This window comes from Ensifer sesbaniae (genome assembly GCF_013283665.1).
GTDB classification, from domain to species: domain Bacteria; phylum Pseudomonadota; class Alphaproteobacteria; order Rhizobiales; family Rhizobiaceae; genus Ensifer; species Ensifer sesbaniae.
In genome coordinates, this window is record NZ_JABEKU010000001.1 from 3,324,338 (window position 1) to 3,347,612 (window position 23,275).

22 protein-coding genes are annotated in these 23,275 nt (G+C 63.1%); 14 read left to right on the forward strand and 8 right to left on the reverse strand.

Annotation, left to right across the window (positions count from 1 at the left end; all coding sequences use genetic code 11):
- Positions 1-19: 19 nt before the first annotated feature.
- The 7 genes from glpD (at position 20) to BHMPCIPO_RS16210 (ending at position 7,773) form a co-directional block, all read left to right on the forward strand.
- Positions 20-1,537 (forward strand): glycerol-3-phosphate dehydrogenase, encoded by a 1,518-nt coding sequence (glpD, locus tag BHMPCIPO_RS16180; protein ID WP_173517710.1) that lies wholly within the window; start codon positions 20-22, stop codon positions 1,535-1,537.
- Between the two features lie 138 nt (positions 1,538-1,675).
- Entirely contained in the window at positions 1,676-2,746 is a 1,071-nt protein-coding gene (locus tag BHMPCIPO_RS16185) for an ABC transporter ATP-binding protein (RefSeq protein WP_173517711.1), read from the forward strand.
- Between the two features lie 21 nt (positions 2,747-2,767).
- Positions 2,768-3,838, forward strand: a complete 1,071-nt coding sequence (locus tag BHMPCIPO_RS16190) for an ABC transporter ATP-binding protein (RefSeq protein WP_173517712.1) — start codon at positions 2,768-2,770, stop codon at positions 3,836-3,838.
- A 2-nt stretch (positions 3,839-3,840) separates the two neighbouring features.
- On the forward strand, positions 3,841-4,707 hold the full coding sequence (locus BHMPCIPO_RS16195) for a carbohydrate ABC transporter permease (protein ID WP_173517713.1): 867 nt from the start codon (positions 3,841-3,843) through the stop codon (positions 4,705-4,707).
- 22 nt (positions 4,708-4,729) lie between these two features.
- Positions 4,730-5,548, forward strand: a complete 819-nt coding sequence (locus tag BHMPCIPO_RS16200) for a carbohydrate ABC transporter permease (RefSeq protein WP_173517714.1) — start codon at positions 4,730-4,732, stop codon at positions 5,546-5,548.
- Positions 5,548-5,970 (forward strand): DUF2160 domain-containing protein, encoded by a 423-nt coding sequence (locus tag BHMPCIPO_RS16205; RefSeq protein ID WP_173517715.1) that lies wholly within the window; start codon positions 5,548-5,550, stop codon positions 5,968-5,970. Before BHMPCIPO_RS16200 ends, BHMPCIPO_RS16205 begins: the two co-directional genes overlap by 1 nt.
- Positions 5,971-6,051: 81 nt before the next feature.
- Positions 6,052-7,773: an ABC transporter substrate-binding protein gene (locus BHMPCIPO_RS16210; protein ID WP_173517716.1), complete on the forward strand. Its 1,722-nt coding sequence runs from the start codon at positions 6,052-6,054 to the stop codon at positions 7,771-7,773.
- 114 nt (positions 7,774-7,887) lie between these two features.
- Here BHMPCIPO_RS16210 and BHMPCIPO_RS16215 read toward each other — a convergent pair whose 3' ends face one another.
- Positions 7,888-8,343, reverse strand: a complete 456-nt coding sequence (locus BHMPCIPO_RS16215) for a hypothetical protein (RefSeq protein WP_173517717.1) — start codon at positions 8,341-8,343, stop codon at positions 7,888-7,890.
- 297 nt (positions 8,344-8,640) lie between these two features.
- On the opposite strand from BHMPCIPO_RS16215, the gene BHMPCIPO_RS16220 reads away from it, so the two are divergent.
- Positions 8,641-10,125, forward strand: coding sequence for a nucleobase:cation symporter-2 family protein (locus BHMPCIPO_RS16220; RefSeq protein ID WP_173517718.1), 1,485 nt, complete (start codon positions 8,641-8,643; stop codon positions 10,123-10,125).
- Positions 10,126-10,349: 224 nt separating this feature from the next.
- Here the strand turns inward: BHMPCIPO_RS16220 and BHMPCIPO_RS16225 are convergent, their stop codons facing one another.
- Positions 10,350-10,778: a Fur family transcriptional regulator gene (locus BHMPCIPO_RS16225; RefSeq protein ID WP_173517719.1), complete on the reverse strand. Its 429-nt coding sequence runs from the start codon at positions 10,776-10,778 to the stop codon at positions 10,350-10,352.
- A gap of 121 nt (positions 10,779-10,899) precedes the next feature.
- On the opposite strand from BHMPCIPO_RS16225, the gene BHMPCIPO_RS16230 reads away from it, so the two are divergent.
- From BHMPCIPO_RS16230 to BHMPCIPO_RS16245, 4 genes are read left to right on the forward strand one after another with little or no spacing between them, the layout of a single operon-like run.
- The gene (locus tag BHMPCIPO_RS16230) at positions 10,900-11,805 is read left to right on the forward strand and encodes a metal ABC transporter substrate-binding protein (protein WP_173517720.1); all 906 of its coding nucleotides are present in this window, start codon (positions 10,900-10,902) and stop codon (positions 11,803-11,805) included.
- Entirely contained in the window at positions 11,802-12,737 is a 936-nt protein-coding gene (locus BHMPCIPO_RS16235; protein WP_173517721.1) for a manganese/iron ABC transporter ATP-binding protein, read from the forward strand. The genes BHMPCIPO_RS16230 and BHMPCIPO_RS16235 overlap by 4 nt, the downstream gene beginning before the upstream one ends.
- The gene (locus tag BHMPCIPO_RS16240; RefSeq protein WP_173517722.1) at positions 12,734-13,594 is read left to right on the forward strand and encodes a metal ABC transporter permease; all 861 of its coding nucleotides are present in this window, start codon (positions 12,734-12,736) and stop codon (positions 13,592-13,594) included. The genes BHMPCIPO_RS16235 and BHMPCIPO_RS16240 overlap by 4 nt, the downstream gene beginning before the upstream one ends.
- The gene (locus BHMPCIPO_RS16245; RefSeq protein ID WP_173517723.1) at positions 13,591-14,442 is read left to right on the forward strand and encodes a metal ABC transporter permease; all 852 of its coding nucleotides are present in this window, start codon (positions 13,591-13,593) and stop codon (positions 14,440-14,442) included. The genes BHMPCIPO_RS16240 and BHMPCIPO_RS16245 overlap by 4 nt, the downstream gene beginning before the upstream one ends.
- Positions 14,443-14,481: 39 nt before the next feature.
- Here BHMPCIPO_RS16245 and BHMPCIPO_RS16250 read toward each other — a convergent pair whose 3' ends face one another.
- Both BHMPCIPO_RS16250 and BHMPCIPO_RS16255 read right to left on the reverse strand, forming a co-directional pair.
- On the reverse strand, positions 14,482-15,231 hold the full coding sequence (locus tag BHMPCIPO_RS16250) for a F0F1 ATP synthase subunit A (RefSeq protein WP_173517724.1): 750 nt from the start codon (positions 15,229-15,231) through the stop codon (positions 14,482-14,484).
- Positions 15,232-15,558: 327 nt separating this feature from the next.
- On the reverse strand, positions 15,559-16,464 hold the full coding sequence (locus tag BHMPCIPO_RS16255; RefSeq protein ID WP_173517725.1) for an aminoglycoside phosphotransferase family protein: 906 nt from the start codon (positions 16,462-16,464) through the stop codon (positions 15,559-15,561).
- Between the two features lie 274 nt (positions 16,465-16,738).
- Between BHMPCIPO_RS16255 and BHMPCIPO_RS16260 the strand changes: the two genes are divergently transcribed.
- Positions 16,739-17,665 (forward strand): DUF6030 family protein, encoded by a 927-nt coding sequence (locus BHMPCIPO_RS16260; protein ID WP_246304334.1) that lies wholly within the window; start codon positions 16,739-16,741, stop codon positions 17,663-17,665.
- Between the two features lie 36 nt (positions 17,666-17,701).
- Here the strand turns inward: BHMPCIPO_RS16260 and BHMPCIPO_RS16265 are convergent, their stop codons facing one another.
- Positions 17,702-18,133: an Lrp/AsnC family transcriptional regulator gene (locus tag BHMPCIPO_RS16265; protein ID WP_173517726.1), complete on the reverse strand. Its 432-nt coding sequence runs from the start codon at positions 18,131-18,133 to the stop codon at positions 17,702-17,704.
- A gap of 125 nt (positions 18,134-18,258) precedes the next feature.
- Here BHMPCIPO_RS16265 and BHMPCIPO_RS16270 point away from each other — a divergent pair, with 125 nt between their 5' ends.
- On the forward strand, positions 18,259-19,362 hold the full coding sequence (locus tag BHMPCIPO_RS16270) for a saccharopine dehydrogenase family protein (protein ID WP_173517727.1): 1,104 nt from the start codon (positions 18,259-18,261) through the stop codon (positions 19,360-19,362).
- A gap of 157 nt (positions 19,363-19,519) precedes the next feature.
- Here the strand turns inward: BHMPCIPO_RS16270 and BHMPCIPO_RS16275 are convergent, their stop codons facing one another.
- From BHMPCIPO_RS16275 to atpD, 3 genes are all read right to left on the reverse strand, one after another.
- On the reverse strand, positions 19,520-20,947 hold the full coding sequence (locus BHMPCIPO_RS16275; RefSeq protein ID WP_173517728.1) for a mannose-1-phosphate guanylyltransferase/mannose-6-phosphate isomerase: 1,428 nt from the start codon (positions 20,945-20,947) through the stop codon (positions 19,520-19,522).
- A gap of 281 nt (positions 20,948-21,228) precedes the next feature.
- A complete protein-coding gene (locus tag BHMPCIPO_RS16280; RefSeq protein ID WP_173517729.1) occupies positions 21,229-21,630 on the reverse strand; it encodes a F0F1 ATP synthase subunit epsilon in 402 nt (133 codons plus the stop codon).
- Positions 21,631-21,747: 117 nt separating this feature from the next.
- On the reverse strand, positions 21,748-23,265 hold the full coding sequence (gene atpD, locus BHMPCIPO_RS16285; protein WP_173517730.1) for a F0F1 ATP synthase subunit beta: 1,518 nt from the start codon (positions 23,263-23,265) through the stop codon (positions 21,748-21,750).
- Positions 23,266-23,275: the final 10 nt, after the last annotated feature.

The window sequence follows — 23,275 nt, forward strand, 5'->3', positions numbered from 1 at the left end:
AGTGGAGGGGAAACAGACAGTGTCAGAGCAGACAATCTACGACGTCTTCGTCATCGGCGGCGGCATCAACGGATGCGGTATCGCGCGCGACGCGGTCGGCCGCGGATATTCGGTCGCCTTGGCCGAAATGAACGATTTCGCTTCCGGCACCTCTTCCGGCTCCACCAAGCTCATTCATGGCGGCCTGCGCTATCTCGAGCATTATGAGTTCCGCCTCGTGCGCGAGGCGCTGATGGAGCGGGAAGTGCTCTGGGCGATGGCGCCGCACGTCATCTGGCCGATGCGTTTCGTGCTGCCGTACCATAAGGGCGGCCTGCGTCCGGCCTGGCTCATCCGCCTCGGCCTCTTCCTTTATGATCACATCGGCGGCCGCAAGCTCTTGCCGCCGACGGCGACGCTGGACATGAACCGCGATCCGGCCGGCAAGCCGCTGAAGCGCCTGTTCAACAAGGCGTTCGAATATTCCGACGGCTGGGTCAACGACGCCCGCCTCGTCCTATTGAACGCCCGCGACGCCGCCGACCGCGGCGCCCTGATCATGGCCCGCACCCGCGTCGTCTCGGCACGGCGCAATGGCGCGCTCTGGACCGTCGAGACCGAAGACCAGACGAGCGGCGAACGCAAGACCCTCCGGGCCCGCATGCTCATCAATGCGGCCGGCCCCTGGGTCGACACGGTGCTTTCCGGCGCGCTCGGCAAGAACGACGTTCACAATGTCCGCCTCGTCCAGGGCAGCCACATCGTCGTGAAGAAAAAGTTCGACGACCCGCGCGCCTATTTCTTCCAGAACCCGGATGGCCGCATCATGTTCGCCATCCCCTATGAAGAAGACTTTACCCTGATCGGCACCACCGATCGCGACTACACCGGCAACCCGGCCGATGTCCGCATCAGCGACGCCGAGGTCGGTTATCTCTGCAAGGCCGCAAGCGAATATTTCCTGGAGCCGGTGACGAAGGACGACATCGTCTGGACCTACTCCGCCGTGCGCCCCCTCTATGACGACGGCGCCAGCAAGGCGCAGGAGGCAACCCGCGACTACGTGCTGCGGGTCGAGGGCGACAAGGGTGCGGCGCCGCTGCTCAACGTCTTCGGCGGCAAGCTCACGACCTACCGCCGGCTCGGCGAATCCGCGCTCGAGAAGATCGGCGAGGCAATCGGCGTCAAGGGATCGAAATGGACCGCCGGCTCGAGGCTGCCGGGCGGCGATTTTCCTGCCCAGGGCTATGCCGACGAAGTCGCAAGGCTGCAAGAGCAGTATCCCTTCCTTGCGCCGGCACACGCGCGACGCCTGGTGCGCCTCTACGGCACACGCGCCGCCGCGCTCCTCGGCTCTGCTTCGAGCGAGGCCGCACTCGGCCACCATTTCGGCGCGGATCTCTACGAGGCCGAGGTCAGGTGGCTGATGACCAAGGAATGGGCGCGGCACGCCGAGGACGTGCTGTGGCGCCGGACGAAACTGGGATTGAAGCTGACGCCCGGCGAGGCGGCAGCACTGGAGGAGTACATGCGGGGCGCGGCCAACGCAGCCGCCTGAAAACGCTCGCATTCAAGAGCATTTCCAGCAAAAGCGCGCAGCGGTTCTGCGTCCGGAAATGCGAAAGACGATGAGGTAGAGCGTTTCCGCGCCGGCGTGGAAACGCTCTGGACTGCCGATGGCTGGGTGGAGAATTCAATGCTTGAAATGAAGAAGATATCCAAGGTCGTGGGCGGGGAGACGCATATCTACCCGACCGACCTGGTGCTGGAGAGGGGGTCGCTCAATGTGCTGCTCGGCCCGACCCTTTCCGGCAAGACGTCGCTGATGCGGCTGATGGCCGGTCTCGACAAGCCCGCCTCCGGCTCGCTGATCTTCGACGGTACCGACGTCACCGGCCTGCCGGTGCAGAAGCGCTCCGTCGCCATGGTCTACCAGCAGTTCATCAACTACCCGGCGATGACCGTCTATGAGAACATCGCCTCGCCGATGCGCATCAGCGGCGCCGATACCGCCACCATTGACCGCGAAGTCCGCAAGGCAGCCGAGCTCCTGAAGCTGACGCCCTATCTCGACCGTACGCCCCTGAACCTCTCGGGCGGGCAGCAGCAGCGCACCGCGCTGGCGCGCGCCATCGTCAAGAATGCCGATCTCGTGCTGCTCGACGAACCGCTCGCCAATCTCGACTACAAGCTGCGCGAGGAACTGCGCGAGGAACTGCCGAAGATCTTCGCCGCGTCCGGCGCCATCTTCGTCTATGCCACCACCGAGCCATCGGAAGCGTTGCTGCTCGGCGGCAATACGGCAGCCCTCAGCCAGGGTCGCGTCACCCAGTTCGGCAAGACGATCGACGTCTACCGTCGTCCGATCGATCTCATCACCGCCCGCACCTTCGCCGACCCGCCGCTGAACACGATCGAACTCGTCAAGACCGGCTCGGCCTTCACGCTCGACGGCAAGTCCGTGCTCGCCGTGCCGACGCATCTGACGGCGATTGGCGACGGTCCCTGCACCGTCGCCTTCCAGCCGCACCACATCTCCTTCGACCGGCCGAACGGCGGCGGCAACGCGCTTACGGTCAAGACGGCGATCTCGGAGATCGCCGGCTCGGAAAGCTTCATTCACGTCGGCTTCGCCAATGCGCGCTGGGTCATGCTGGCGCCGGGCGTTCACGACATCGAACCGGACGCGACCCTCGAGGTCTTCGTCGACACCCGCCATCTCATGGCCTTCGGGCCTGATGGACGCGCCATCGGCGGCGCAGCCTAAAGGAGGCGCTGGGAGGAAAACATGGCACGCATCAACCTGGAACATATCCGCCACGCCTACGGCGCCAAACCGAAGTCGGAAAACGACTACGCGCTGAAGGAAGTGCATCACGAATGGAACGACGGCGGCGCCTATGCACTGCTCGGCCCGTCCGGCTGCGGCAAGACCACGCTGCTCAACATCATCTCCGGCCTGATCAACCCGTCGGAAGGGCGCATCCTCTTCGACGGCAAGGACGTGACGCATCTCTCCACCCAGGAACGCAACATCGCCCAGGTGTTCCAGTTCCCGGTGATCTACGACACGATGACCGTCTACGACAATCTGGCCTTCCCGTTGCGCAACCGGCACGTGCCGGAAGCCGAGGTCGACCGCCGCGTCAAGGAAACGATCGAAATGATCGGTCTCGGCGGCTGGGCGAAGAAGACCGCCCGCGGGCTTACCGCCGACCAGAAGCAGAAGATCTCGCTCGGCCGCGGCCTCGTGCGCAATGACGTCAGCGCCATCCTGTTCGACGAGCCGCTCACCGTCATCGATCCGGAAATGAAGTGGGTGCTGCGTTCGCAGATCAAGCGGCTGCACAAGCAGTTCGGCTTCACCATGGTCTACGTCACCCACGACCAGACCGAGGCACTGACCTTCGCCGACAAGGTCGTCGTCATGTATGACGGCCAGATCGTCCAGATCGGCACGCCGGCCGAGCTCTTCGAGCGTCCGCGCCATACCTTCGTCGGCTACTTCATCGGTTCGCCGGGCATGAACGTGCTGCCGGTCAATCTCGACGGCAACACCGCCACCGTCGGCGGCGAACATGTGGCCTTGAACTTCCTGCCCAAGGTCAAGGCCGGCGCCAAGACCGAGCTCGGCATCCGCCCGGAATTCGTTTCGATCGGCCGCGAGGGCATGCCGGTCGCAATCACCAAGGTCGAGGACATCGGCCGCCACAAGATCGTACGCGCCCGCTTCGCCGATCAGCCGATCTCGATCATCGTCGACGAGGACGGCGAGATCCCCGCCGATCCGCGCGTCCGCTTCGATCCGAAAGCCATCAACATCTACGCCGATTCCTGGCGCGTCGGCGAGGAGGCCTGACCATGGAGAAAACCTGGAACAACAAGGCCTGGTTCATGGTGCTGCCGGTCCTCGTGCTGGTCGCCTTCTCGGCCGTCATCCCGCTGATGACCGTCGTCAACTATTCCGTCCAGGACACCTTCGGCAACAACGAGTTCTTCTGGGCCGGCACCGACTGGTACGTCCAGGTGCTGACGTCCGACCGGTTCTGGGATGCGCTCACCCGCAACCTGATCTTCTCGGCGATCATTCTCGCGATCGAAATCCCGCTCGGCATCATCATCGCGCTCAACATGCCGAAGAAGGGTCTCGGCGTGCCGGTCTGCCTCGTCCTGATGGCATTGCCGCTGCTGATCCCGTGGAATGTCGTCGGCACCATCTGGCAGGTCTTCGGCCGCGTCGACATCGGCCTGCTCGGCCGCACGCTCGAAGGCATGGGCATCAACTACAACTACGTGCAGAACCCCGTCGCCGCCTGGGTGACGCTGATCGTCATGGACGTCTGGCACTGGACGAGCCTCGTCGTGCTGCTCTGCTATGCCGGCCTCGTCTCGATCCCCGACGCCTACTACCAGGCGGCCAAGATCGACGGCGCCTCGCGCTGGTCGGTGTTCCGCTACATCCAGTTGCCGAAGATGAAGCGCGTGCTCCTGATCGCCTTCCTGCTGCGCTTCATGGACAGTTTCATGATCTATACCGAGCCCTTCGTCGTCACCGGCGGCGGCCCGGGCAACTCCACCACCTTCCTGTCGATCGACCTCGTCAAGACGGCCATTGGCCAGTTCGACCTCGGTCCGGCGGCAGCGCTATCGATCATCTACTTCCTCATCATCCTGCTGCTCTCGTGGATCTTCTACACCGTGATGACCACGAGCGACGCGCAAGGCTGACGTGAGCGGGAGGAGAACCAACATGCAGACACAACCGCTTACCGAACGCCTTTCCTGGCTGGTGCCGACGATCTACATCGTCTTCCTGCTGCTGCCGATCTACTGGCTCGTCAACATGAGCTTCAAGGAGACGAGCGAGATCCTCAGCACCTTCTCGCTCTGGCCGCAGAACCCGACGCTCCGGAACTACCAGGTGATCTTCACCGATCCGTCCTGGTACAACGGCTACATCAACTCGATCATCTACGTCGTCATGAACACGGTGATCTCGGTGACGGCAGCGCTGCCGGCGGCCTACGCCTTCTCGCGCTACCGCTTCCTCGGCGACAAGCACCTGTTCTTCTGGCTGTTGACCAACCGCATGGCGCCGCCCGCGGTCTTCGCGCTGCCCTTCTTCCAGCTCTATTCGGCTTTCGGCCTGATCGACACGCACATCGCCGTGGCACTCGCCCACTGCCTGTTCAACGTGCCGCTCGCCGTCTGGATCCTGGAAGGTTTCATGTCGGGAGTGCCGAAGGAAATCGACGAAACCGCCTATATCGACGGCTACTCGTTCCCGCGCTTCTTCGTGAAGATCTTCATGCCGCTGATCGCCTCTGGCATCGGTGTCGCCGCCTTCTTCTGCTTCATGTTCTCCTGGGTCGAACTCCTGCTTGCCCGCACGCTGACGACCACCGACGCGAAGCCGATCGCTGCCACCATGACCCGCACGGTTTCCGCCTCGGGCCTCGACTGGGGCGTGCTGGCCGCTGCCGGCGTGCTCACCATCATTCCGGGCGCGCTCGTGATCTATTTCGTTCGCAACTACATCGCCAAGGGCTTTGCCCTCGGGAGGGTATGATGACCGCTCAACCCAATCGCAAGGCCCGTTGGCAACTGCCCTTCGCCGCCGTTCTCGTCGTCTATGCCGCCGTCGCCGGGCTGCTCATGAGCATGCTGCCGATCAAGGACGGCGCGCGCGACTGGTTCGCGCCGCTGGTCGCCGGCGGCTGGATGGCCTGGTCGTTCCCGTCGGCCATGTTCTTCCTCACCATCTTCGCACTGCTGTCGATGATGGCAGTCTGGGAATATGCCTCGCCGGGCGGCAATCCGCGCGTCGGCATCCTGCGCTTCGAGACCACGCGGGGCGATCGCCTCTTCGTGTCATTGCTCGGCAGCGCCTTCATTCACCTTGCATGGCTCGGCTTCGTCGGCGGACAGAACCTGTGGTGGGCGCTCGCGCTCTCCCTGGTCTATGCCGTCGGCGTCTTCCGCTACGTCTGAGGCGAACCGATTTGACGGGCCGCTGGGTAGCGGCCCGTCAAAACCTAAAGAACCGCACTCGCAAACCTAAGGGAGGGAATTATGCGACGGCATCTTTTGACTACGACGGCAGCAATGCTGCTGGCCTTTACCGGCACGGCATTCGCCGGCATGGACGAGGCGAAGAAGTTCCTCGACAGCGAGATCGGCGACATGTCGTCACTCGACCGCGCGGCCCAAGAAGCCGAAATGCAGTGGTTCGTCGATGCGGCCAAGCCCTTCGCCGGCATGGAGATCAAGGTCGTTTCCGAAACGATCACCACCCATGAATACGAATCGAAGGTTCTCGCCAAGGCCTTCTCCGACATCACCGGCATCAAGATCACCCACGACCTGATCGGCGAAGGCGACGTCGTCGAAAAGCTGCAGACGCAGATGCAGTCGGGCGAAAACGTCTACGACGCCTACATCAACGACTCGGACCTGATCGGCACCCATTGGCGCTACCAGCAGGCCCGCAGCCTGACCGACTTCATGGCCAATGAAGGCAAGGACGTCACCAACCCGAACATCGACATCGACGACTTCATCGGCAAGTCCTTCACGACCGCGCCGGACGGCAAGCTCTACCAGCTTCCCGATCAGCAGTTCGCGAACCTCTACTGGTTCCGCTACGACTGGTTCAACGACGAGAAGAACAAGGCGGACTTCAAGGCGAAGTACGGCTACGACCTCGGCGTTCCGGTCAACTGGTCCGCTTACGAAGACATCGCCGAGTTCTTCACCGGTCGCGAAGTCGACGGCAAGAAGGTTTATGGCCACATGGACTACGGCAAGAAGGACCCGTCGCTTGGCTGGCGCTTCACCGACGCCTGGCTGTCGATGGCCGGCAACGGCGACAAGGGCATCCCGAACGGCAAGCCCGTCGACGAGTGGGGCATCAAGGTCGACGAGAATTCGCGTCCGGTCGGCTCCTGTGTTGCCCGTGGCGGCGACACCAACGGCCCTGCCGCGGTCTACTCGATCCAGAAGTATCTCGACTGGATGAAGGCCTATGCACCGGCTGCCGCCCAGGGCATGACCTTCTCGGAGTCCGGCCCGGTTCCGTCGCAGGGTGAAATCGCCCAGCAGATGTTCACCTACACGGCGTTTACCGCCGACTTCGTCAAGGCTGGTCTGCCTGTGGTCAACGAAGACGGTACGCCGAAGTGGCGTTTCGCTCCGAGCCCGCACGGCGTCTACTGGAAGGACGGCATGAAGCTCGGTTACCAGGACGCCGGTTCCTGGACGCTGCTGAAGTCCACCCCCGACGATCGCGCCAAGGCCGCATGGCTCTATGCGCAGTTCGTAACCTCGAAGACCGTCGACGTGAAGAAGAGCCATGTTGGCCTCACCTTCATCCGCCAGTCGACACTCGACCACAAGAGCTTCACCGACCGCGCTCCGAAGCTCGGCGGTCTGATCGAGTTCTACCGTTCGCCGGCCCGCCTGCAGTGGTCGCCGACCGGCACGAACGTTCCTGACTATCCGAAGCTGGCCCAGCTTTGGTGGCAGGCGATCGGCGATGCCTCCTCGGGTGCGAAGACCGCCCAGGAAGCCATGGACTCGCTGTGCGCCGAGCAGGAGAAGGTTCTCTCCCGTCTCGAACGCTCAGGCGTCCAGGGCGACATCGGTCCGAAGCTCGCTGAAGAGCACGATCTCGAATACTGGAACCAGGACGCCGTTTCCAAGGGCAACCTCGCTCCGCAGCTGAAGGTCGAGAACGAGAAGGAAAAGCCGCAGACCGTCAACTACGACGATCTGGTCAAGAGCTGGCAGCAGTAAAAAACGGGGCCGCCCGCAAGACGGGCGGCCTCTTCTCTTCAGGAGATGCGGCACCGGGGTCGGCAACGGCCCCGGTTTTTCTTGGTCGGCACATCTCGGAAAAGTGGCCGCGACCTACATGCGCGCCAGTCGCAAGCGCCTGGACTTCTCGGACCGGCGCTTGTCGAAGATCGCCCTGACTGTCCGTGTCGAGCCATCGTCCATCCGCACGGTCATGTCCATGTAGAGATGCTTGTCGACAATCGCGATCCGGATGTCGAAGGGCTGGCCGCGATAGTGACTGTCGCCGCCCTCGCTCCACCGGCCGATCCCCTCGGCGCTATAGCCGCCTCCGGCGCGCCCGAGATGGACCACCGCGAACCATCCGTCCTTGCCCGTCACCTTCAGGACAGGACCGTTCCGCCTGATTTCGACCCAGCAGGTCTCGCATGCGTGCGTTCCCGACGCCACCTGCTGCCACTGTCCCGGAAAGGTAGCGCCGCTGGCCCGCGCAACAGCCGGCAGAAGGGCGAAGGCGAGCGTGAACAGCATAGCGGCCAAATGCCGGAAGGCCTGTCTCCAAGATACCATTGATCGTGGTCCCCAAACGAACGACGCCGAAGCATTCGCATCGGCGCAGAAACCATCGACGCTTCGCATTGCGGCTAGGTTGCATGGTCTTTGGATTCGTCAGGCCGCCTCGGGCAAGCGCTCAGACCTCGCAACACGCGTTCCGACCTCCGTGCGTCTTGGCGGATTTCCCCCGGATTCCAGAAAGTGTTTTCGTTCTGGCGATACTTGCGACATTCTGCCTCGACACGGAAAAATTGCATTCCCCTGTTGGAGGACGGGGGAGCCGGACTGGTCGACGTGATGGGAGGAGGAACCATGAGCGACGTTTCCAGCATACACCCGGTGGACGAGAAGCTGCCGGTGGGCAGGCTCGCGACCCTCGGGATCCAGCATGTTCTTGTCATGTATGGCGGTGCCGTCGCGGTGCCGCTGATCGTCGGCCGAGCGCTGCAGCTCAGCCCTCAGGACGTCGCTTTTCTGATCTCGGCCGACCTGTTCGTCTGCGGCATCGTCACCATCATCCAGTCGCTTGGCCTCGGCCGCGGCATCGGCATCCGCCTTCCGGTCATGATGGGCGTTACTTTCGCGTCCGTCGGCCCGATGGTTTCGATGGCGGCGATGACGCCCGGGCAGGAAGGGGCGCGCATGATTTTCGGCGCCATCATCGGGGCCGGCCTCGTCGCACTCCTGCTCGCGCCGCTGATGGGCAGGTTGCTCAAGTTCTTCCCGCCTGTCGTCACCGGCACCATCATCCTCGTCATCGGCGTCTCGCTGATGCGCGTGGGCGTGAACTGGATCTTCGGCAATCCCTTCGGGCCGACGGCGCCGAAGCTCGTCGATCCGACCCATGCCGAATGGCTGGCCGAATTGAAGAAGGCTGCCGCCGCCGGCGGACCTGCCGTTCCTGATGGTCTGGTGCTCGGCGCCACCGTGCCGAACCCGCTCTATGCGGAGCCGAGCCATATCGCCCTTGCCGCCTTCGTGCTCGTCTCCATTCTCGTGATCGCGCGCTTCGGTCGCGGGCTGATCAGCAACATCGCAGTGCTGACCGGTGTCGTCGTCGGCTGTGTCGTCGCCACGGCCCTTGGCATGATGCATTTCGACCGGGTGGCGGATGCCGGCTGGTTCGCCGTGGTCACGCCATTGCGCTTCGGCATGCCGATCTTCGATCCGGTTCTGATCGCCACCATGTCGCTGGTGATGATCGTGGTCATGATCGAATCGACCGGCATGTTCCTGGCACTCGGTGAAATGACCAACCGCGAGGTGTCGCAGCAACAATTGACCGCGGGCCTTAGGGTCGATGGCCTCGGCACCATGATCGGTGGCCTGTTCAACACCTTCCCCTATACGAGCTTCTCGCAGAATGTCGGCCTCGTCGGCGTCACCGGCGTGAAGAGCCGCTATGTCTGCGTGATGGGCGGCGTCATCATGATCGCGCTCGGCCTGATCCCGAAGATGGGCGCGCTGGTCGAAGCGGTACCGACCTTCGTGCTCGGCGGCGCCGGTCTGGTGATGTTCGGCATGGTGGCAGCAACCGGCGTGCGCATCCTTTCGACGGTCGACTTCAAGTCGTCGCGCAACAACCTCTTCGTCGTCGCCGTCTCGGTCGGCTTCGGCCTGATCCCGCTGATTGCGCCGAACTACCTGATGTGGCTGCCGCATGCGATCCATCCGATCATCGAGTCCGGCATCGTGCTTGCCTCGATCTCCGCGGTGATGCTCAACGCCTTCTTCAATGGGCTGAGCTTTGAAAGATCCGCCTCCGTCGATGCGGCCAAGCTCGCCGACGGCCACTGAGAGGCCGAAAACATCTACCCCGGCCCCTGAAAGGTGGCCGGGGCTCTGTCGTCTCATGCACATTTCGATACTTCGACCGCCACCGAAGCCTCGGTTGCGTCATCGTCGGCGTTGCCGCCATGACCGTACCGGCACGGTGGCGCAGTTCCGCCGTCGCGGCTCGCGGCTGACTTTCTTTCCGTTGAAGGCAACAGGAGACGTAGCGCGGCCCCAACGAGCTTGGCTCAGTCCTTGCGCTTGCGGCAGTAGAGCTCGAGGCGGTGCCGCACGAGATCGTAGCCAAGCTCGGCGGCAATCTCCGCTTGCAGTTGCTCGATCTTGTCGGAGCGGAACTCGATGACCGCACCGGTATCGATGTCGATCAGATGATCGTGATGTGGCGCGTCGGCGGTCTCGAAACGGGCGGTGGCGCTTTCAAAGGCGTGGCGATGCACCACGCCCTGCTGTTCGAGCGCCGACAGCGTCCGGTAGACGGTCGAAAGCGAGACGGTGGCGTCGATCTCCTTCGCCCGGCGATGCAGTTCGTTTGCATCCGGATGGTCTTCGGCGGTGGCGAGAATCTTCAGGATTGCGGAGCGCTGACGCGTCACACGCACGCCGCCATCCCGCAAGACGCCTTCCAGTTCTTCGACACGATTCTTGTTCTGTTTCATGGTCGTACACTAGCCAAGGGCACCGGTTTTGAAAATAGCTAGTTGCGAATGCTTCTCATTTGCATTGACTTATGCAAACCATTCGCCTACTCCTGTGGGCGTCAACATCTGGGAGTAGTGAATGATCGATCAGACGAGGCGCGCGATCCTGGCAGCGGCAGCTGCCCTGACAGCCATCGCGCTCGCTCCGGGCACCAGCTCGGCGCAGGAAAAGTTCAAGGCAGTGACGACCTTCACGGTCATTGCCGACATGGCAAAAAACGTCGCGGGCGACGCGGCCATCGTCGAGTCGATCACCAAACCGGGTGCCGAGATCCACAACTACCAGCCGACCCCGCGCGACATCCTGAAGGCGCATGACGCCAAGCTGATCCTGTGGAACGGCCTGAACCTGGAACGCTGGTTCGAGAAGTTCTTCCAGAATTTCGACGCCGTACCGGGCGTCGTCGTCTCGACTGGCGTGGAACCCATGGGCATTGCCGAGGGCCCGTACACCGGCAAGCCCAACCCGCATGCCTGGATGTCGCCGTCGGCCGCGCTGATCTATGTCGACAACATCCGTGATGCCTTCGTGAAGTACGATCCCGCCAATGCCGAGACTTACAAGGCCAATGCCGAGGCCTACAAGCAGAAGATCGAGGCGACCATTGCGCCGATCCGTGCCGAGATCGCCAAGATCCCCGAGGACAAGCGCTGGCTGGTCTCGAGCGAAGGCGCCTTCAGCTACCTGATCAGCGATTTCGGCATGAGGGAGCTTTACCTCTGGCCCATCAATGCCGACCAGCAGGGCACCCCGCAGCAGGTCCGCAAGGTCATCGACGCGGTCCGTGCCAACCACATTCCGGTTGTCTTCTCCGAGAGCACCATCTCGCCCGATCCGGCCGAGCAGGTGGCGCGCGAGACCGGTGCAAAATACGGCGGCGTGCTCTACGTTGATTCCTTGAGCGAGGCGGACGGCCCGGTTCCGACCTATATCGATCTGCTGCGCGTCACATCGGAAACCATCGCCAAGGGCCTCTCGCAATGAACCTCCAGGTGAAGCCCCGCACCGGCCAGCCGCCGATATCAGGCGAGCAAGGCAGCGGCATCCGCGTCTCAGGCGCCACCGTCACCTACCGCAACGGGCTGCGCGCCCTGCGCGACGCCACCTTCGAGATCCCGACGGGCACCATCACGGCGCTCGTCGGCGTCAACGGCAGCGGCAAGTCCACTCTGTTCAAGGCGATCATGGGGTTTGCCCGTCTGTCGCGCGGCGAGATCTCGATCCTTGGGCGCTCCGTTCCGGAAGCGCTCAGGAAGAACCTCGTCGCCTATGTGCCGCAGGCCGAAGAGGTCGACTGGAACTTCCCGGTTCTGGTCGAGGACGTCGTCATGATGGGCCGCTACGGTCACATGAACATGCTGCGCGTCCCGAAGAAGGCCGACCACGCGGCGGTCGAGGCGGCACTTGCCCGGGTCGGCATGAGCGACTACCGCAAGCGCCAGATCGGCGAGCTTTCCGGCGGCCAGAAGAAGCGCGTCTTCCTGGCGCGCGCCCTTGCCCAGGATGGCAAGGTCATCCTGCTGGACGAACCCTTCACCGGGGTCGACGTCAAGACCGAGGACGCGATCATTCGCCTCCTGATCGGCCTTCGCGACGAGGGCCGGGTCATGCTGGTCTCGACCCACAATCTCGGCAGCGTGCCGGAATTCTGCGACCGCACGGTGCTCTTAAAGAACACCGTGCTCGCCTACGGCCCGACCGAAACCACCTTCACCCGCGAAAACCTCGAACTGGCCTTCGGCGGCGTGCTCCGGCATTTCGTGCTCGGCGGCGAAAACCTGCACGACGATGCCGACCCGCGGCAGCTTGCCGTCATCACCGACGACGAGCGCCCGCTGGTCATGTATGGCGACAAGGACCGCATGGTGGCGCAGCCGGCAAAACCCGAAACGGACGCGGAGTCGAACGGCAAATGACCGCCACACTCCTGGAACCATTCACCTATGGCTACATGCTCAACGCCATGTGGGTGAGCGCGCTGGTCGGCGCCGTCTGTGCCTTTCTTTCCTCCTACCTGATGCTCAAGGGCTGGTCGCTGATCGGTGACGCCCTTTCGCACTCGATCGTCCCCGGTGTCGCCGGCGCCTACTTGCTCGGCCTGCCGTTTTCCATCGGCGCCTTTTTCTCCGGCGCGCTTGCGGCGGGCGCCATGCTGTTTCTCAGTCAGCGCACCCGACTGAAGGAAGACACGATCATCGGCCTGATCTTCACCTCCTTCTTCGGCCTCGGGCTCTTCATGGTGTCGCTGTCGCCGACCTCCGTGAACATCCAGACGATCGTGCTTGGCAACATCCTGGCGATCACGCCCGCCGACACGCTGCAGCTTGCCATCATCGGCATCGTCTCGCTCATCATCCTGACGGCGAAGTGGAAGGACCTGATGGTGACCTTCTTCGACGAGAGCCACGCCCGCTCGATCGGCATTCCCACCACTTTCCTCAAGGTGCTGTTCTTCACGCTGCTTTCGGCCTGCACCGTCGCAGCACTGCAGACCGTCGGCGCCTTCCTCGTGATCGCCATGGTGGTGACGCCCGGCGCCACGGCCTATCTGTTGACGGATCGTTTTCCGCGGCTGATCCTGATCAGCGTCGCGATCGGGGCGCTCACGAGCTTCTTCGGCGCCTATTTCAGCTACTTCCTCGATGGCGCCACCGGCGGCATCATCATCGTGCTGCAGACCCTGATCTTCCTTGGGGCCTTCGTCTTCGCGCCGAAGCACGGGCTTCTCGCCGCGCGCCGACGTGGTGCCGAACCGGCGGAGGTTGGCCGATGATCTCGCTCGACATGCTGCTTGCCGTCTTCGAATTCGAGTTCATGCGCAACGCGCTGTTGATCTCGGTGCTGGTGGCTATCCCGACGGCGATGCTTTCCTGCTTCCTGGTGCTGAAGGGCTGGTCGCTGATGGGCGACGCGATTTCGCACGCGGTCTTCCCCGGCGTCGTGATCTCCTACATCGTCGGCCTGCCGCTCGCCGTCGGCGCTTTCGCAGCCGGCATGTCCTGCGCGCTTCTGACCGGCTATCTCAAGGAGAACAGCCGCATCAAGCAGGACACGGTGATGGGCGTGGTCTTCTCCGGCATGTTCGGCTTCGGGCTGGTGCTCTACACCAAGATCCAAAGCGACGTGCACCTCGACCATATCCTCTTCGGCGACATGCTCGGCGTCGGCTGGCCGGACATTGTCGAAACCGGCGTGATCGCCCTGGTCGCCACTGGCATTCTCGCCGTTAAATGGCGCGATTTCCTGCTGCACGCCTTCGATCCCGCCCAGGCCAAGGCCGTCGGCCTTCCGGTCAACTGGCTGCATTACGGGCTGCTCGCGATCCTGTCGCTGACGATCGTCGGCGCGCTGAAGGCGGTAGGGCTGATTCTTGCCATCGCCATGCTGATCGCGCCCGGCGCCATCGCTTTCTTGATCACCCGCACCATGGGCGCGATGCTCGTCGTCGCCGTGTTCATAGCGATGACGGCCTCCTTCTGCGGGGTCTACCTCTCCTTCTTCATCGACAGCGCACCCGCGCCGACTATCGTGCTCCTGATGACCGCAATGTTCCTGCTCGCCTTCGCCTGGTCATCCTGGCGGACCTACCGGATCGAAGCGCGGCGAACGACGGCCGAGTGACAACGCGGCTCCCGTTGCAGGGAGCCGCCTTGCCTGCTCTCAATGGCTCGGATGGAGCGCGTCGTTGAGATACATGCAGGTCAGCATGGTGAAGATATAGGCCTGGATGAGCGCCATCAGCAGTTCGAGCCCGGTCAGCGCCGCCGTCATCATCAGCGGCATGACCGCGGCCAGGATCCCGAGTGCCCCGAGGCCACTGAGCCCCACGACGAAGCCGGCGAAAACCTCGAGGGTGATGTGGCCGGCCAGCATGACCGCGAACAGACGAACCGAGTGGCTGACGGGGCGCGCGAGGTAGGAGACCACCTCGATCGGGATGATGATCGGCGCCAGAATCAATGGCACGCCCGCCGGCATGAACAGTCGCAGGAAGCCGAAGCCGTGCCGGTAGATACCAAAGAGCGTGACCGTCAGGAACACGAGCATCGCCAGCGCAAAGGTCACGGCGATATGGCTCGTCACCGTGAAGGCATAGGGGAACGTGCCGATCACATTGGCGACCAGAATGAACATGAACAGCGAGAAGACCAGCGGGAAGAAGCGCATGCCCTTCTCGCCGGCATTGTCGCGGAGCGTCTTGGCCGCAAACTCATAGAGGATCTCGGCCGCCGCCTGCGCCCGGTTCGGCACGAGGCCGTGTCTTCGCGTTGACAGGATCAGGAAGAGGCTGGCGATCGCGACGGTCAGCACCATGTAGGCGGCCGAGTTGGTAAAGCTGATCTGGTGGCCGCCGACCTCGGCGATCGGAAGGAGCGACTTGATCTCGAATTGTTCGATGGGTCCAGCCATCATCAACCTCGTGCATTGGTGACGAAACATCGGCGGCACGCGGCGGCGGCCACCGACGCGTCAATGTGTTGGATAAGCGTCGACGACCGAGATCGTTCCACGAAGCGAACGCTTCCGATGGATTGATCGGGCTGTTCCAGGAGGAGGAAGGTCACGTGGACGTGCCGCGGGTTTTGGGGCTGCATGATGCGATCGACGCCAGTATCTCGGTCGAGATAGTGGGGCCGTCCCCATGCGAAGCAGCGACGTAGGCCGTCCTGCGTGCGCCCGAGCCGGAGGCAACTTGCCGCCCGGTCAGGCTGGCGCCTGTCCGATGCGCAACCGGCCTCAGCCGTAGCGGCGATGATCCATAAGCACGTCTTCGATCACCGCGCGCTGCTTTGCCCTCTCGCTTGCGGGCGCGCCGGTCATGCCGGCAAGAACGATTAGCGCCTTCCACAGCGTCCAGCCCCGCCCGCGCGCCCAGGCGCCGCGATCGAGTGCCATGCCATCGCGGAAGACGTCGCGACTGTCGCCGTGGAAGAACGTCCAGGCTATCGCGAGATCGCAGGCCGGATCGCCGACGCCCGAGGTGCCGAAATCGATGACGGCGCTTAAGCGACCGTGCTCGACCAGCAGGTTGCCCCAGGCGATATCGCCGTGAAACCAGACGGGCATCCCCTCGAACGGTGCAGCAAGGGCGGCTTCCCACGCCTCCCTGGCCGCCGCCGTGTCGACCTCGCCCTCGAGCAGCGTGAGCGCCTGGCGCGTCTGCGCGTCATAGAAGCCTGGCGGGCCGCCACGATGGAAATTGTGGTCGCCGGGCAAGGGCCCGCCGGCCGTATCCGCCTGCCGCATGGCGCGCAGAAACCGCGTGAGATCCTTCGCCACGTCGCGAAGATCCGTGACCCGTTCCACCGCCAATGTCTCGCCCGGAAGCCAGCGGTAGACCGACCAGCGCCAGGGAAAGCCTTCGCCGGGCGTGCCCTTGGCCAGGGGCACGGGAATGGGCAACGGCAGGTGCGGCGCCAGCCGCGGCAGCCAGTGGTGCTCCTTCTCCACCTGCGCCACGTAATGCTCGGCGCTCGGCAGGCGCACGGTCATCCGGTCGCCGAGCCGGAAGGTTCGGTTGTCCCAACCGCCGGGTTCGACGGGGCGCACCTCGAGATCCGACCATTGCGGAAACTGTGTCGCAATCAGCCGCCGTACCAGCGACGCGTCGATCACAAGCTCGGCTGAACTCGAAACTGCCATGGCGCATCCCATTCGATATTTGCGCCAAGCTATGTGATCGCCCCTGGATTTCAACTTCTTAGTTCCACCGCGCTCCCCGTTCAGCGGCGCGTTGTGCCGAGATGCAATAGTCCTTTGCCGATATCGGCGGTTGCATATTGCCGCCGCGACGGATTTCGGGGATGAAGAGGGCCCAGACCCGTTGATAACCCGAGACCATGGAAGCCCGGCCGACCGTTCACCTTTTGCAGGAGGCGCCGCGCCTCATCGCGCCCCGCCGGGCAGGCGAGGTGGCATGAGCACGTCCCGTGGCAAGACGCCGGCTCAAAGGCCCGCCGGCCGGACTGGACTGCGCTTCTTTCTTGTGGCCCTCGTTCTGATCGTCACCGCTATTCTCGCGACGGCCCTGCTCGCCAACGAGCAGCGCAACCTCAGGAAAGTTCTCGTCGCATTGGGCCTGCCGACGACATTCCTCGAGAGGAGCGAGCCCTCCGAACCAGCGGCCGACAAACCGGCAAGGCGCGAACCGCCGCGCATCGCCCTGCCCGCCTGGACCTTCCAGGATCTGCAGACGCCGGAGCAGCAATTCCTGCGCGTGATCCGCAGCGATCCCAAGGCGCTCTGCGATGAATTGCGTGACGCCGGCTTCCGCGAACTCGAATGGAAAGCCGGTGCCGGCGAACGCGGCCAGTGGGAATGTTCATCGCTCGTCTCCTTCCCGCGTCCGGGCGAGGACAAACCCTCGTCGATCTTCATCTTCGTCAAGGGCAGCGGCGAAGAGGAAATCACCTCCTTCCGCGTCAAGCTCAACATCGAACGCCCCGAGGACCGCCAGGCCGTGACCACCGCAGCAGCACGGGCGGCCTCCGTATTTCTCGACCATGTGCGCTGGGCCGACGCGGCCAGCGTCACGCTGCAGATGCAGGCTCTGAAGGAATTCGACCTCAAGCGTTTCGGCAGCCGCGTCCAGTTCAAGCGCGAGTCCGACGAGGTGACGCCACGCTACAATTTCCTTGCGAACCAGCCGCCCCGCGCCCGGCCGAAGAGCATTGCCGAGCTCTACTTCGACCGGAGCAAATGGCTCGCCTATGGCGATGCCAGTCAACGCAGCTTCGTCAAGGGCCCCACGGAATGGAACGTGCCGGCGGAAGTGCCGGATGGCACGGAACCGGCGACCGATACCAGCGCCGGTGAAAAGCCCGCCGCCAACCGCACGCCATGACGATCCTGTCGCGCAAGGTTCACGGAAAGCAACGACCTACCGATCGATCCGGGTCGACAGGATAATCGAAGATAACGTCCGGTCGACGCCATCGATTTCGCCGATGCGATCGATCAGAAGATCGAGTTCGCTGATCGACGTCGCCGCGACCACGGCGATGAGGTCGAAACTGCCGCTGACGGAATGCAGCGTCTGGATTTCACGGATCGCGCTGAGTTCAGGGGTGACGCGGGAGAGCGCGCGCGGCGCGATGGTGATGAGCACATGCGCCTTGACCAGCCCTTTCTCGTAGCTCTCCGACAGGCGCACGCCATAGCCGGTGATGATGCCCTCACGCTCCAACCGCTCGATCCTCGCCTGCACCGTCGTACGCGACAGGCCGAGCCTCCGCGCGATCGTCGCGGTCGGCATGCGGGCGTTTTCGCTGAGGATGGCGAGGAGCTCCCGATCCTTGTCCGTAACTTGCATTTCGTCGGTCCGGTTTGGCAATCTGCCGAATATCTACAGGCGATTTAGTCGTTTCAGAGCTTCACATCAACAACCCTTCCCCCGACAATAGAGACAGAAACAGTTCTCATACCCTGGGGGAAAGAATGAAGAATATCGTCGTCATCGGAGCAGGCAAGATCGGCTCCACCATCGCTCGCATGCTCGCCCACACCGGCGACTACAGCGTCTGTGTCGCCGACCGCAGCGCCGAGCAGCTGGAGCAGATCGAAAAGCATGCCGCGATCACGACGGCAACCGTCGACATCAGCGACAAGAAGGCGCTCGTCGCCCTTCTCTCCGGCAAGTTCGCCGTGCTCAGCGCCGCTCCGTTCCACCTGACGGTGGCGATCGCCGAAGCCGCTGCCGAAGCCGGCATTCATTATCTCGACCTTACCGAAGACGTCGAATCCACCCGCCAGGTCAAGGCGATCGCTGCCAAGGCGAACACCGCCTTCATCCCGCAGTGCGGCCTCGCACCGGGCTTCATCTCGATCGTCGCCAACGATCTCGCCAGCCGCTTTGAGACGCTGGAAAACGTGCGCATGCGCGTCGGCGCCCTGCCGCAGTATCCGTCGAACGCTCTGAACTATAACCTGACCTGGAGCACCGACGGCGTCATCAACGAATACATCGAGCCCTGCGAGGCGATCGTCGAAGGCAACCTCATCGAAGTGCCCGCCATGGAAGAGCGCGAAGAATTTTCGCTCGACGGCGTCACCTACGAAGCCTTCAACACCTCGGGCGGCCTCGGCACCCTCTGTGAATCGCTGAAGGGCAAGGTCCGGACGCTCAACTATAAGACGATCCGCTATCCGGGCCACGCCGCGATCATGAAGGCGCTCCTCAATGACCTCGGCCTGCGTCACCGTCGCGAAGTCCTCAAGGATATCTTCGAGAACGCGCTGCCGACCACGACCCAGGACGTCGTCGTGATCTTCGTCACCGTTTCGGGCTTCCGCGACGGCCGCCTGATCCAGGAAACCTACGCCAACAAGGTCTATAGCGGCGTCGTTGCCGGCCGCATGCAGAGCGGTATCCAGATCACAACGGCAGGCAGCATCTGCGCCGTGCTCGACCTGCTCGCCGAAGGCAAGATCGCCTCGAAGGGCTTTGTCCGCCAGGAAGACATCAGCCTCGACACCTTCCTCGCAAACCGCTTCGGCCACTACTACGCTCAGAAGAGCGAAACCGAGCGCGTCGCCGGCTGATCCTTCAGCTTGAAGCGTGCCAGATTTGGAGCGGGGTAGATATTCCGCTCTCACCTACGCAAAGCCCGGCTCCGCCCGGGCTTTTTTCATGTCGTCCAGTCATTTGCCGGTATCGCAAAAGCGCGACGCGCCCTTGCGCGACATGTTTCAAGGGACCTTAGCTTCGCCCGAATTCGTCCTCGATGCGGACGATGTCGTCTTCTCCGAGATAGGAACCGGTCCGCACTTCGATCAGTTCCAGCGGAATCTTGCCCGGATTATGAAGCCGATGCACGATTCCCGGCGGGATGTAGGCCGACTCGTTCTCGTGCAGCATTCGCGTTTCTCCGGCCATCGTGATCTCCGCCGTGCCGCGCACCACGATCCAATGTTCTGCCCGATGATGATGCTTCTGCAGCGAGATCTTCTTGCCGGGATTCACGCGCAGCCGTTTGACGGCAAAACGTTCTCCGTCCGATATGGCGGCGACCGCCCCCCAAGGACGATAGGAGGTCGGGTGAACCTCGGTCAGGACCGTCGTCTGCGGCGACTTCGCCAGTGTCTTGACGATAGAACCCACGCTCTGGCTATCGGCCAGCCGTCCGACATAGACGGCATCCTCGCCGGCAATGACGGCGACATCGTCCAGCCCTTGAACCGCAAGGTGGATGTCGCGCGACAAGACCAGCGAATTGCGCGTGTTCGACACCGTCGCCTTGTCTGTGACGACATTGCCGTCACCGTCCTTTTCTCCCGTCTTCCAAACGGCATCCCAGCTGCCGAGATCGGACCAGAGGAAGGAAGACGGTACCACGGCTGCCCGCTCGGTCTTTTCAAACACCGCATAATCGACGGAGATCTCGGGCGCAGTCGCAAAGCTCGCCGCATCCAGGCGCGTGAAATCGAGATCCTTCTGTGCCCCTTCCAGTGCGAGCTTCGTCGCTTCCCAGACCTGCGGCGCGTGCCGCTTCATTTCGTCGAGAAAGGGATTTACCGGCAGCATGAACATGCCGGAGTTCCAGAGGTAGCGCCCGGTTACGAGCATCGCTTCGGCTTTCGCACGGTCCGGCTTCTCGACGAAACGAGCCACACGGTTCGTGCCCGCCGTCAACTCCTCGCCACACTCGATATAGCCGTAGCCGGTGGCGGGTTCCGTCGGCGTGATGCCGAAGGTCACCAGCTCGCCGTGACTTGCGGCCTGGTGCGCCCTGATGATGCAATCCCTGTAGACCTCGCCGGCATCGATCTCGTGGTCGGAGGCAAGGACCTGCATGATGGCGCCCTTGCCGTAGCGGGCGAGAACCTGGAAAGCCGCAGCAGCCAGCGCCGGTGCGGTGTTGCGGGCCATCGGCTCAAGCAGGATGTCGCCCAGGTGAACGTCGATCGCCCGAGCCTGCTCCGCGACGATGAAGCGAAAGTCGCTGTTGGTGACGACGATGGCCGGCTCGAACTGGCTGGCGTCGCGAACGCGCTCCAGCGCCTGCTGAAACAACGAGCGATCGGAGAGGATTTGCAGGAATTGCTTCGGCGCAGCGGCGCGAGAGAGCGGCCACAGGCGCGTACCCCGTCCGCCAGCCATGATCACCGGAACAATCTTTGACGTCATGCCGGCGCCTCTTCCTCTTCGAGCTGAACGTTCCGGGACCAATTGAGGGCTTCTGACGAAGAATAGCCAAAGCGCCGATCCGGGCAAGCCATTCGCCGACGTAAGGAGCTTAGGCGGGATGACGATGAATGTGCCGCTGCCCGCACATCGCTCTAACTGAAGAGAAGCGATTGCGGCAAGGCCCGGCGACCAATAAAAAACCCCGAAAGCGGATGTCCAGCTTTCGGGGCCATTTCAGAAGGCGGGCCTTTTCAAATCGGTTACCCTTCCGGGTGTCCCTTTCAAGCTGGGATCACGATCTCGCCAAGCTTCGTCAGCTCGGCAACGAACTGTTCGAGACGGGTCTTCTTCTCGTCTCCGGCGCCTTCCAGCTCGGCACGAACCGCTTCGATGCGGTTTTCAAGGATCGTACGGTCGAGTTCGTCGACGTGGACGGCGGACTCGGCCAGAAGCGTGCAGCCGGTCGGCAGAATGTCGGCAAAGCCGCCGAACACGGCAAAGCGCTCGGTCTTGCCGTCAGCCGTCTTCACCGTGACCACGCCGGGCTTGACCGTCGTCATCGTCGGAGCGTGATTGGCCATCACGGTCATCTCGCCCTCGGTCGCCGGAATGACGACTTCCGTCACTTTTTCGGAGAGGAGGAGGCGCTCGGGGGAAACAAGCTCAAAGTTGAAATCGGCCATGACCATTCACTTCTCGTGGGCGCGCCACCCGAAGGCGGCTGTGCATGTCTTCCCTGCCCTCTGAAAAGGCAGGATGAAAGCCTCGGCGCGCCGTCGCGCCGAGGCTTAACAGCGCTATCAAGCGGCTTCTGCAGCCAGCTTCTTGGCCTTTTCGATCGCTTCTTCGATCGAGCCGACCATGTAGAAGGCAGCTTCCGGCAGGTGGTCGTACTCGCCATCGACGAGGCCCTTGAAGCCCTTGATCGTGTCTTCGAGGGCGACGAGCTTGCCCGGCGAGCCGGTGAAGACTTCGGCGACGAAGAACGGCTGCGACAGGAAGCGTTCGATCTTGCGAGCGCGGGCAACGGCCAGCTTGTCTTCTTCAGACAGTTCGTCCATGCCCAGGATGGCGATGATGTCCTGGAGCGCCTTGTAGCGCTGCAGCGTGCCCTGGACCTTACGAGCGACTTCGTAGTGGTCTTCGCCGACGATCATCGGGTCGAGCATGCGCGACGTGGAGTCGAGCGGGTCAACGGCCGGGTAGATGCCCTTTTCAGCGATCGAGCGCGACAGAACGGTCGTCGCGTCAAGGTGCGCGAACGAGGTTGCCGGCGCCGGGTCGGTCAAGTCGTCGGCCGGAACGTAGATGGCCTGAACCGAGGTGATCGAGCCCTTGGTCGTGGTGGTGATGCGTTCCTGCATCGCGCCCATGTCGGTCGCCAGCGTCGGCTGGTAACCCACGGCCGAAGGAATACGGCCGAGCAGAGCCGACACTTCCGAGCCAGCCTGGGTGAAGCGGAAGATGTTGTCGACGAAGAACAGAACGTCCTGGCCCTTGTCGCGGAAGTCTTCAGCGATCGTCAGACCGGTCAGAGCAACACGTGCGCGTGCGCCCGGCGGTTCGTTCATCTGGCCGTAAACGAGCGCAGCCTTGGAGCCTTCGCCGCCGCCGTGCTTGTTAACGCCGGACTCGATCATTTCGTGGTAGAGGTCGTTGCCTTCGCGGGTACGTTCACCCACGCCTGCGAACACCGAGTAACCACCGTGTGCCTTGGCGACGTTGTTGATCAGTTCCATGATGAGAACGGTCTTGCCGACGCCTGCACCGCCGAAGAGGCCGATCTTGCCGCCCTTTGCGTAAGGAGCGAGAAGGTCGACGACCTTGATGCCGGTGACGAGGATCTGGGCTTCCGTCGACTGTTCGACATAGGCCGGAGCGTCCTGGTGGATTGCGCGCTTTGCGGACGTGACCAGCGGACCGGCTTCGTCAACCGGCTCGCCGATGACGTTCATGATACGGCCGAGCGTTTCGTCTCCGACCGGAACCGAGATCGGGCCGCCAGTGTCGGTGACCGACTGGCCGCGAACCAGACCTTCGGTCGAGTCCATGGCGATCGTGCGGACGGAGTTTTCGCCGAGGTGCTGCGCGACTTCGAGAACGAGGCGGTTGCCGTTGTTGTCGGTTTCCAGCGCGTTCAGGATCTGCGGAAGCTGGCCTTCTTCGAACGCGACGTCGACGACGGCGCCGATGACCTGCGTTACACGACCCACAGCGCCGGTTGCGGCAACTGCTGCGGTCTTGGCGGAAGCTGCCTTCCTCGGTGCAGCGGGCTTCTTCTCCGCTACGGTTTCTTTCGGGGTAGCTGCCTTAGCCATAATTCTTACC